We start from the raw sequence: 10,332 nt of genomic DNA, 5'->3' as shown, positions 1-10,332 counted from the left end.
GTGTCCGGACGTAAAGCGAAGCAGTCCGGACACCCCCCACCCCGCAGCCCCGCCACCGCACCCAACAGCCCCGCGCAGCGGACCCCACCCCGCGAAGCGGGAAACCGCCCCGCGCAGCGAGGGCTCCAGGCGCCGAAGGCGCAACCAACAGCAACCCGCGCGGCGGGAAAGCCGACAACGTGGGATCAACCGGCGCTACGCGCCGCAACGCAACGGCCGTCCTCCGCCCGGTACTCCCAGCGCGCGCCGTCGGTGACGAGTTCGCGGACCGCGCGCAGGAAGCGGTCGACGTGCTCGTCGGGGGTGCCCGCGCCGAAGCTGACGCGGATGGCGTTCAGGGAGCGTTCGCCGGGGGCCGCCTCGGGGGCGCCGCACTCGCCCGGGTCCTGGGGGTCGCTGCCCAGGAGGGTGCGGACCAGGGGGTGGGCGCAGAACAGGCCGTCGCGGACGCCGATGCCGTACTCGGCGGAGAGGGCGGCGGCGAAGTGCGAGCTGTTCCAGCCGTCGACGACGAAGGAGAGGACGCCGACGCGCGGGGCGTCGTCGCCGAAGAGGGAGAGGAGGCGGACCTCGGGGACCTCGGCCAGGCCCGTGCGGACCCGGTCGATCAGCTCCTGCTCGCGGGCGACCAGGCCGTCGAAGCCGGCCTCGGTGAGCGCCTGGCAGGCGGAGGCGATGGCGTAGGCGCCGATGACGTTGGGCGAGCCGGCCTCGTGCCGGGCCGCGGTGGTGTGCCACTCGACGTCGACGCCGCCGGCCCCTTCCCCGCTCACGCGCCGGCTGACCTTGCGGCTGGCGCCGCCGCCGGCCAGGTACGGTTCGGCCGCCTGGAGCCAGTCCGCCCGGCCGGCCAGCACCCCGGCGCCGAACGGCGCGTAGAGCTTGTGGCCGGAGAAGGCGACCCAGTCGGCGTCGAGCCCGGTGAGGTCGACGGGGTGGTGCGGGGCGAGCTGGGCGGCGTCCACGACGATGCGGGCGCCGTGCGCGTGAGCGGCGGCGGCCAGCTCGCGGACCGGCCACAGCTCGCCGGTGACGTTGGAGGCACCGGTGACGCAGACCAGCGCCGGGCCGTACGGCTCGCGGGCGGCGAGCGCCCTCTCCAGGGTGTCCACCGCCTGCTGCGGGGTGCGCGGGGCGTTGAGGTAGGTCACCGCGACGTCCGCGCGGCGCTCCCAGGGCAGCAGCGAGGCGTGGTGCTCGGTCTCGAAGACGAACGCCCGGGTGTCCCGCGGCAGCGCGGCGGCCAGCAGGTTCAGCGAGTCGGTGGTGGAGCGGGTGAAGACCACCTGGTCGTCGGGGCGGCAGCCGAGGAAGTCGGCGACGGTCCGGCGGGCGTTCTCGAAGAGGTCGGTGGAGAGCTGGGAGAGGTAGCCGGCGCCGCGGTGCACGCTGCCGTAGTACGGGGCGTAGGCGGCGACGTCGTCCCAGACGCGCTGGAGGGCGGGGGCGCTGGCGGCGTAGTCCAGCGCGGCGTAGACGGCCTCGCCGCCGGTCACCAGCGGGACCGTGACGTCCCGGCCCAGGACCGGCAGCGGGGCGCAGACGGAGCGGTCGGCGGCAGCGGTGGGTACAGACATGGCGAACTCCCGTGAGGGTAGGGCGAATGCGCTGCGGCGGGGGGGCGTCGCACGGCACACGGGGGTGCGGCGGATCCGCCCGGCACGACGCCGCGGCGTGAAGGAAAAAGGTGGCGCGGAAGGGGGGCCGGCGGCCCTAGCGCATTCGCTGCATCACGGAAGGACTCCCTCGGGGACCAGGATCCCTGGCGAGGGATCCGCGCTTGCCGCAGACCTCGCTGCCTGCGACCTGGTCATCACCCGGGGCACCCCGCCACGGAAGGAGGGTTGCCGGACAGCGGGCCGGGGCCTACATCGCTGTCACTCGTGACCTGGGCTGAATCATGCCACACGATCATCGGCGCGCAAGCCCCGGTCCGCATTCCGGACCGGGGCCGCGCCGCGTCAGGCGTTGCTGGCCGCCACCCAGCGGTCCAGCGTCCGCCGGGCCGCGCCCGAGTCGAGCGATTCGGCGGCCCGGGCGAGGCCGGCCCGGATCCGCTCGGTCAGCGGGGCGGCGGACGGCTCCAGGGCGGCCAGCGCGGCCGCCGCGTTCAGCAGCACCGCCTCGCGCACCGGGCCGGTCTCGCCGTCCAGCAGCCGCCGGGCGACCTCCGCGTTGTACGACGCGTCCGCGCCGCGCAGCGCCGAGACGGGCACCAGCTCGATGCCGACGTCCCGGGGGTCGAAGGGCTCCTCGCGGACCTCGCCGTCCCGGACGATCCAGACCCGGGAGGTGGCGGTGGTGGTCAGCTCGTCCAGCCCGTCGTCGCCGCGGAAGACCAGGGCCGAGGAGCCGCGCTCGGCGAGCACCCCGGCCAGGATCGGCGCCATCCGGGCATCCGCGACACCGGTGGCCTGGGCCCGGACCCGGGCCGGGTTGGTGAGCGGGCCGAGCACGTTGAAGGTGGTGCGGATCCCGAGCTGGCCGCGCGCGGCGGCCACGTGGCGCAGCGCGGGGTGGAACTTGGCCGCGAAGCAGAAGGTGATCCCGGCCTCCTCGGCGACCTCCACCACCCGCCGCGGCGAGAGGTCCAGATTGACGCCCAGCTTCTCCAGGACGTCCGAGGCGCCGCTGGCCGAGGAGGCGGCCCGGCTGCCGTGCTTGACGACCTTGGCGCCGGTGCCGGCGACCACGATCGCCGACATGGTGGAGATGTTGACGGTCCGCGCCCCGTCGCCGCCGGTGCCGACGATGTCGACGCTGGGCCCGGGCACGTCGATCAGGCTGGCGTGCGCGTACATGGTGCGGACCAGTCCGGAGATCTCCGCGACGGTCTCGCCCTTGGCGCGCAGCGCCACCGCGAAGCCGGCGATCTGCGCGTCGGTGGCCTCGCCGCGCATGATCCGGTCCATGACCCAGGCGGTGTCGTCGGCGGTGAGGTCCCGGCCGTCGAGGAGGGCGTTCAGTACGGCCGGCCAGGTGCGGTCCGCCACGCTGCCGCCGCCTGCCGGGGTCACAACGTTCATGGTCCACGCTCCTGGTTCGTCACCTGCTTCTGTCGTCACCCTATCGAGCCGCGGGCATGCCGGAGGGCCCCGTCCGACGTCCGGACGGGGCCCTCTGGGTGGCGTACTACGAGCGGTGCGCGCTGCCGCGCCCGCCGGGATCAGTGGTGGCCGTGGCCGCTGGTGATCTCCTTGTACTCCTCGACGGTCGGCTTGGGGATGACGTTGTCCTCGCCGTAGTAGCTCTTGGAGAGCTTGGCCCGCAGCTTCTGCGTGCGCTTGATCTTGCGGCGGACGCCGTTCTCGTCGACCTCGGGACCCAGTTCGAGCGGCTCGGGCTGCTCGTGCTGGGTCAGGAAGTGCAGCTGCTCCTGGTTGAGCGGCTCGTGGACCTCGATGAACTCACCGTGCGGCAGCCGCTTGATGATGCCGGACTCGCGTCCGTGCAGCACCTTGTCGCGGTCGCGGCGCTGGAGGCCCAGGCAGATCCGCTTCGTGGCGATGAAGGCCAGCACCGGCCCGACGAAGAACCCGATCCGGACGAACCAGGTGATCGAGTTGATCGACAGGTGGAAGTGGGTGGCCCACAGGTCGTTGCCGCCACCGATCAGCATCACGAAGTACGCGACGAGCCAGGCGACACCGAAGCCGGTGCGGGTCGGGGTGTTGCGCGGGCGGTCCAGGATGTGGTGCTCGCGCTTGTCGCCGCGGACCCAGGACTCGATGAACGGGTAGACCGCGATGGCGATCAGGACCAGCGGGAAGACCAGGATCGGGATCAGCACACCGAAGTTGATGGTGTGGCCCCAGAAGTTCCACTCCCAGCCCGGCATGACACGCACCAGGCCCTCGGCGAAGCCCATGTACCAGTCGGGCTGGGCACCGGTGGACACCTGGTCCGGCCGGTACGGGCCGATGGCCCACACGGGGTTGATGCTGGCGACCGCGGCGATCACCGAGATCACGCCGAAGACCAGGAAGAAGAAGCCTCCGGCCTTGGCCATGTAGACCGGCAGCAGCGGCATGCCGACCACGTTGTTGTTGGTCTTGCCGGCACCCGGGAACTGCGTGTGCTTGTGGTAGAAGACCAGGATCAGGTGGGCCACCAGCAGGCCGAGCATGATGCCCGGCAGCAGCAGCACGTGGACGGTGAAGAACCGCGGGATGATGTCGTGCCCGGGGAACTCGCCACCGAAGATGAACATCTGGAGGTACGAGCCGACCAGCGGCATCGCCAGGATGACGCCCTCGATGAAGCGGACACCGGTGCCGGAGAGCAGGTCGTCGGGGAGCGAGTAACCGGTGAAGCCGGTGAACATGCCCAGGACGAACAGCAGGAAGCCGAAGAGCCAGTTGACCTCACGCGGCTTGCGGAACGCACCGGTGAAGAACACCCGCATCATGTGGACCATCATCGCGGCCAGGAAGACCAGCGCGGCCCAGTGGTGGATCTGCCGGATCAGCAGACCACCGCGCACGTCGAAGCTGATGTCCAGCGTCGACTCGAACGCCTGGGTCATCCTGATCCCGTGCATCGGCACGTAGGACCCGTGGTAGGTCACCTCGGCCATGCTCGGGTGGAAGAACAGCGTCAGGTAGACACCGGTCAGGATGATGATGACGAAGCTGTAGAGCGCGACCTCACCCAGCATGAAGGACCAGTGGTCCGGGAAGATCTTGCGCATGTTGGACTTGGCGAGGCTGTAGATGCCCAGCCGGCCGTCCGCCCAGTCGGCGATCCGCTCACCCCGTGGTGCCTGGCCACGGCGCGTGGTGGTCGCGGTTGTCTCGTTACTCATCCGCGCTCCCAGAAGCTCGGGCCGACGGGCTCCGCGAAGTCGCTCACTGCCTCAAGGAAGCCGTCCTTCACCGTGATGTGCAGCTGCGGCAGGGCGTGCCCGGCCGGGCCGAAGATCACGCGGCCACCGTCGGAAAGGTCGAAGGTCGACTGGTGGCACGGGCACAGCACGTGGTGCGTCTGCTGCTCGTACAGGCTGATCGGGCAACCCACGTGGGTGCAGATCTTCGAGTACGCCACGATGCCCTCGTGCGACCAGGCCAGTTCCTGCTTGTCCTTGATGTTCTGCGGCTGGATCCGCACGAGCATCAGGGCGTCCTTGGCGATCTTGTTGGCGAAGTCCTCGTCGCTCTCCTCCAGGCCCTCGGGCTTGGCGAACGTGAGGGAGCCGACCGCGATGTCCTCGGGACGCAGCGGGAGGTTCGTCGACTGGTTGACCAGCCGGACACCCTTCTTCCAGCCGGTGGTGCGCAGCTTCTTCTCGGGCAGCGGGCCGAGGTCGCGCAGCAGCACGACGCCGGAGAGCGGCACCAGGGCCAGCGCGCCGAACATCGTGTTGCGGATCAGCTTGCGCCGGCCGAACTGCGACTCCTTGGCGCCCTGCGCGAAGTCCGCCAGGACCTTGGCCTTGACCTCGGGGGCGGCCTCGATCGGGTGCCGGTCGTCAGCGACCTCCACGTCCGACATCAGCGTGCGGGCCCAGTGGACCGCGCCGGCGCCGATGCAGAAGAGCGCCACGCCCAGCGTCAGACCGAGCGCGAAGTTCAGCGCGCTGATGTGACCCAGCGGGAAGACGTAGATGATCTTGTCGATCGGGATCGCCACGTACGACGCGATGAACGCGACGGTGGCGAGCATGGACACCAGGAAGAGCAGGGCGACGGTGCGCTCGGAGCGCCGGGCGGCCCGCTCGTCGATGTCCTGGATGCGGTGCTCGTGGGGCGGCAGACCGGGGTCGGCGAAGGGGTTGTCCGTCTTCCCTACCGCGCCCTCGTGAGCCGACTCCCGCTCACTGGGAAGGTTTTCTTCTGTCTCACTCATGACTTCTTGGCCTTCGTAGTCCGGGCTGCGACCCAGATGGCGACCGCGACACACGCACCGAGGCCGAAGATGTAGCCGAAGAGACCTTCGGTCACCGGGCCCAGACCACCGAGTTCCATACCGCCCGGGGTCGCGGTCTTGTCGCCGTTGACGGCGCCGAGGTACGCGACGATGTCCTTCTTGTTCTGCGGGCTCAGCGTGCCGTCACCGAAGGAGGGCATGTTCTGCGGGCCGGTCTGCATGGCCTCGTAGATGTGCTTCGGGGCCACGCCCTCCAGCGTCGGTGCGAACTTGCCGTTGGTGAGCGCGCCGCCCTTGCCGGTGAAGTTGTGGCACTGCGCGCAGTTGGTGCGGAACAGCTCGCCGCCCTTGGCGATGTCGGCACCCTCCGCGCTGTACTGCGACTTGTCGGGCACGGACGGGCCGGCGCCCAGCGACGCGACGTACGCCGCGAGCTGGTCGATCTGGGCGTTGGTGTAGATGTTCCGCTTGCGCGGCACCTGGGCGCCGGGCTGCTGGGCCGGCATACGGCCGGTGCCCACCTGGAAGTCGACGGCGGCGGCGCCCACGCCGACCAGGCTCGGGCCGTCGGAGGTGCCCTGACCGCCGGTGCCGTGGCAGCTTGCACAGCCCACGGCGAAGAGCTTCTTGCCCTCCTTGATGGCAAGAGACTGGGCGGTGTCATCGGCTTGAGCCTTGGACGCCGGCGCGAACGCGGCGTACAGCCCCCCAGTGACCGCCAGCGCGAAGAGTAGGACGACGAGCGCCGCCAGCGGATGGCGCCGTCGTGCGGAGAGCTTTTTCACGGATTACCCCGGTGTCAGGATCTTCTGCGTCGATGCTTTGGCTATGTCTGTCCGGTATGCGGATCCGGTCCGATTCCGGTCGGACCTGTTACCGGATCAGGTAGATCGTGGCGAAGAGGCCGATCCAGACGACATCGACGAAGTGCCAGTAGTAGGACACGACGATGGCCGCGGTGGCCTGCGTGTGGGTGAACCTCTTGGCCGCGTACGTCCTGCCCAGGACCAGCAGGAAGGCGATGAGCCCGCCCGTCACATGCAGTCCGTGGAAACCGGTGGTCAGGTAGAAGACCGAGCCGTACGGGCCGGACGAGAGCGAGAGGCCCTCGTGCTTGACCAGCTCCGTGTACTCGAAGACCTGACCGCCGATGAAGATGGCACCCATGATGAAGGTGACCACGAACCAGGCCCGCAGCTTCTTGACGTCGCCGCGCTCGGCCGCGAAAACGCCGAGCTGACACGTCAGGGAGCTGAGCACCAGGATCGTGGTGTTGGTCGCGGAGAACGGAAGATTCAGCGCACTGGCGGATTCCTTCCAATACGCCTCGCCGGTCACCGATCGAAGGGTGAAGTACATCGCGAAGAGGGCCGCGAAGAACATCAGCTCGGAACTCAGCCAGATGATGGTTCCGACGCTGGTGAGGTTCGGTCGATTGACCGACGGGTGCGCGTGCCCGGTTTCTACTGTCGTTGCTGTCGCCACGACCGACATTATGTCGGTCGCTTATCCCGCCCTCACTCCGGGGGGTGCCGTTCGGTGTGTCAAGGCCATATGGCCTGCTCGTCCGGGGCGTCGCGGCGGTCCCCCGAAGGGGGGACGCGGCCGTCCCCCGACGGACCGCGGCGTGCCGGCCGCCGCCCGGGACGCCCGTCCTGACGGGGTGTCGGCCGCTGCCCGGGGCAGTACGGCCTCTCCTGCGCGGGGCCGGTCCGGGAGTAGCATCGCGCAACGGTTTGATCAGGAGCCGTACCGCTACGTAGGTGCCGCGAGACAGGTGGAGGAACGATGCAGGCGACTGCCACGGTGCTGGTCTACAGCGACAACGCCAACACCCGCGAGCAGGTCCGGCTGGCGGCCGGGCGGCGTCCGGCCCCCGACGCCCCGGAGATCGAGATCCTGGAGTGCGCCACCGCCCCGGCGGTCCTGGAGGCCCTGGAGCAGGGCGGTATCGACGTCTGCGTGCTGGACGGCGAGACCGCCCCGGCCGGCGGGATGGGCGTCTGCCGGCAGATCAAGGACGAGGTGTTCCGGTGCCCGCCGGTGCTGCTGCTGATCGGCCGCCCGCAGGACGCCTGGCTGGCCACCTGGAGCCGCGCGGACGCCGCGGTGACCCACCCGCTGGACCCGGTGGCGTTCGCCGATGCGCTGGCCGGACTGCTGCGCCGGCGGCGGCTCGCCCAGGACGTGGTCCCGGCCTGAGGAAGCGCTCAGGCGGCCGCTGGGCGGCTCTCAGACCTGCGGGCGCAGCCGGGCGTCGGCGGCGGGGTTCTGCTCCCGCTCGGCCGCGCCTGTGGTCGTGGGGGCCTTGTTCTTCAGCGCACTGCCGGCCCGCCACTCCTTCCACGGCATGTTCCAGTCGCCGAAGCCGTTGTCGAACGGCGTCATGGTGTCGCCGCTGCTGTTGACGACCTTGACCAGGTCGCCGACCCGGACGGTGTTGAAGAACCACTGGGCGTTGCCGGTGGACATGCCGGTGCAGCCGTGGCTGACGTTCGCGGCCCCCTGGGAGCCGACCGACCACGGCGCGGCGTGCACGTACTCGCCGCTCCAGGTCACCCGGGTGGCCCAGTAGACCGGCAGGTCGTAGGACTCCGAACTGCCCGCGGCGATGCCGACGGTGGAGCTGCGCATCCGTACGAAGCTCTCCTTGCCGAGCACGACCTTGACGCCGTTGCGGGTGGAGAAGCCGGGCTTGCCGGTGGTGACCGGGATGGTGTTGATCGCCTTGCCGTTGCGCAGCACCGTCATCTGGTGCGCGGCGGCGTCGGTCACCGCCTCGACCCGGTCGCCGGTGGTCAGCCGGACCGGTTTGGCCGGGCCGCCGTAGAGCCCGCCGGCGATCTTCAGGCCGTCGAGGTTGCTGTGGACGGCGATGGTGGCGTGGGCGGGCCAGTAGTCCTTCGGCCGGAAGTGCAGCTTCTTGCCGTCCACCCAGTGCCAGGCGCCCTCCACGCGGGGCGAGGAGTCGACCTTCAGGGCGCTCTCGACGACCGCCCGGGCCTTGGGGTCGGTGACCGGTTTGCTGAGTTCGGCGGTGACCGGCTGGCCGACGCCGTACTCGCCGCTCTCCGGGCCGAAGACGACCGTCAGCCGGTCGTCCGCGTCCTTGGTGTTGACCACCAGGGTCTTGCGGCCCGGGGTGCCGTCCTCCTCCTCGGTGCTGACCTGCACCGTGTAGCGCGTGCCGGCGGCCAGCGGCACGGTGGTACGCCAGTGCCGCCCGTCCGCGCTCAGTTCGCCGCGGACGTAGCGGCCGGTGGAGTCGGTGGCGGTGACATCGGTGATGCGGGCCTCGTCGCCCTTGAGGGAGACCTCAAGCGGCTTGTCGGGGTCCGCCTTCTGCCTGCCGTCCGCCGGGGTGTTGGCGGATATCTGGTCCGACGCGTCGTAGGGATTGGCCGAGAGGGTCTCCGACGACGAGCCCCCGCACGCGGTGGTGCTCACCGCGAGGGGCACGAGCAGGAGGCCGCAGCTCAGCACCGTCCGGGTTCGAGGTCTGTGACTCATGCCCCAAACGTACGAAGAATCCCTTTCGGCGGCGCGCTGGAGGACTGCAAACGGGTCTGCCGCGGCGGGGCCGAACGGGTCGGGCCCGGACACCTGTTGGGGTGTCCGGGCCCGTCCGTGCGGCGTGTCTGCCGCGGTGTGCGCCTGCTGTGTACTACTGGGTGCGGTTCTCACCGTGGTAGTACTCGAAGACCCAGCCGAAGAGACCGACGAGGATCACCGGCAGGGAGAAGTACAGCAGCCAGAAGCCGAAGACCACGCCCAGGAAGGCGAGCGCGCCACCGACGGCCAGGGAGAGCGGCTGCCAGCTGTGCGGGCTGAAGAAGCCCAGCTCACCGGCGTCGTCCGCGACCTCGGCGTCCTCGTTGTCCTGGGCACCCGCGTCGACCCGCCGGGCCGTGAAGGCCAGGTAGTAGCCGACCATGATGCACAGGCCGAACGCCAGGAAGAGCGCCGTGGTACCGGCCGGCTCCTTCGACCACACGCCGTAGACGACCGCCATGGCGAGGATGAAGACGCTCAGCCAGATGAACATCTTGCCCTGGATCTTCACTTGCCCGCCTCCTTGCCGCCGGCCAGCGCCTTGTCACCCTCGCGACCGTTGTGCAGCGCGTCCAGCGCGGCGATCTCGGGGTGGTGCAGATCGAACGCCGGGGATTCGGAGCGAATGCGCGGCAGGGTGAGGAAGTTGTGCCGCGGCGGCGGGCAGGACGTCGCCCATTCGAGCGAACGGCCGTAGCCCCACGGGTCGTCCACGCCGACCTTCTGGCCGTACTTGGCGGTCTTCCAGACGTTGTAGAAGAACGGCAGGATCGACAGGCCGAGCAGGAACGAGCTGATCGTGGAGATGGTGTTCAGCGTCGTGAAGCCGTCGGCGGCGAGGTAGTCCGCGTAGCGGCGGGGCATGCCCTCGGCGCCCAGCCAGTGCTGGACGAGGAACGTGCCGTGGAAGCCGAT

Annotated in this window: 9 protein-coding genes, 1 pseudogene and 1 riboswitch; of the genes and pseudogenes, 1 reads left to right on the top strand and 9 read right to left on the bottom strand. The window is 70.2% G+C overall.

Going from position 1 to position 10,332, the window contains the following annotated elements; translation table 11 throughout:
* Positions 1–185: 185 nt before the first annotated feature.
* The 6 genes from MUU72_RS34405 to ctaE all read right to left on the bottom strand — a co-directional run bounded on the left by MUU72_RS34405 (position 186) and on the right by ctaE (position 7,359).
* The gene (locus MUU72_RS34405) at positions 186–1,577 is read right to left on the bottom strand and encodes an aminotransferase class V-fold PLP-dependent enzyme (protein ID WP_248017392.1); all 1,392 of its coding nucleotides are present in this window, start codon (positions 1,575–1,577) and stop codon (positions 186–188) included.
* A gap of 194 nt (positions 1,578–1,771) precedes the next feature.
* A riboswitch (SAM riboswitch) is annotated at positions 1,772–1,889 on the bottom strand.
* 72 nt (positions 1,890–1,961) lie between these two features.
* Positions 1,962–3,026 (bottom strand): anthranilate phosphoribosyltransferase, encoded by a 1,065-nt coding sequence (gene trpD / locus MUU72_RS34400; RefSeq protein WP_248017391.1) that lies wholly within the window; start codon positions 3,024–3,026, stop codon positions 1,962–1,964.
* Positions 3,027–3,166: 140 nt separating this feature from the next.
* Entirely contained in the window at positions 3,167–4,804 is a 1,638-nt protein-coding gene (gene qcrB, locus MUU72_RS34395; protein WP_248017390.1) for a cytochrome bc1 complex cytochrome b subunit, read from the bottom strand.
* Positions 4,801–5,844 carry a cytochrome bc1 complex Rieske iron-sulfur subunit gene (gene qcrA / locus MUU72_RS34390; protein WP_248017389.1) on the bottom strand — a complete coding sequence of 348 codons (1,044 nt, stop codon included), beginning with the start codon at positions 5,842–5,844 and terminating at the stop codon, positions 4,801–4,803. The genes qcrB and qcrA overlap by 4 nt, the downstream gene beginning before the upstream one ends.
* On the bottom strand, positions 5,841–6,650 hold the full coding sequence (gene qcrC, locus MUU72_RS34385; RefSeq protein WP_248017388.1) for a cytochrome bc1 complex diheme cytochrome c subunit: 810 nt from the start codon (positions 6,648–6,650) through the stop codon (positions 5,841–5,843). Before qcrC ends, qcrA begins: the two co-directional genes overlap by 4 nt.
* An 88-nt stretch (positions 6,651–6,738) precedes the next feature.
* The gene (ctaE, locus tag MUU72_RS34380; RefSeq protein WP_006606088.1) at positions 6,739–7,359 is read right to left on the bottom strand and encodes an aa3-type cytochrome oxidase subunit III; all 621 of its coding nucleotides are present in this window, start codon (positions 7,357–7,359) and stop codon (positions 6,739–6,741) included.
* Between the two features lie 294 nt (positions 7,360–7,653).
* Here ctaE and MUU72_RS34375 point away from each other — a divergent pair, with 294 nt between their 5' ends.
* Positions 7,654–8,067: a hypothetical protein gene (locus MUU72_RS34375; protein WP_248017387.1), complete on the top strand. Its 414-nt coding sequence runs from the start codon at positions 7,654–7,656 to the stop codon at positions 8,065–8,067.
* Positions 8,068–8,097: 30 nt separating this feature from the next.
* Here the strand turns inward: MUU72_RS34375 and MUU72_RS34370 are convergent, their stop codons facing one another.
* The 3 genes and pseudogenes from MUU72_RS34370 to MUU72_RS34360 form a co-directional block, all read right to left on the bottom strand.
* Positions 8,098–9,375 carry a L,D-transpeptidase gene (locus MUU72_RS34370; protein WP_248017386.1) on the bottom strand — a complete coding sequence of 426 codons (1,278 nt, stop codon included), beginning with the start codon at positions 9,373–9,375 and terminating at the stop codon, positions 8,098–8,100.
* A gap of 154 nt (positions 9,376–9,529) precedes the next feature.
* Positions 9,530–9,928: a cytochrome c oxidase subunit 4 gene (locus MUU72_RS34365; protein WP_248017385.1), complete on the bottom strand. Its 399-nt coding sequence runs from the start codon at positions 9,926–9,928 to the stop codon at positions 9,530–9,532.
* A pseudogene (locus tag MUU72_RS34360) lies at positions 9,925–10,332 on the bottom strand (aa3-type cytochrome oxidase subunit I); the annotation flags it as partial. The gene MUU72_RS34365 and the pseudogene MUU72_RS34360, both read right to left, overlap by 4 nt.

The organism is Streptomyces rhizoryzae (genome assembly GCF_023155275.1).
GTDB lineage: Bacteria > Actinomycetota > Actinomycetes > Streptomycetales > Streptomycetaceae > Streptomyces > Streptomyces rhizoryzae.
This window is presented reverse-complemented; position numbering and strand designations above follow the sequence as displayed.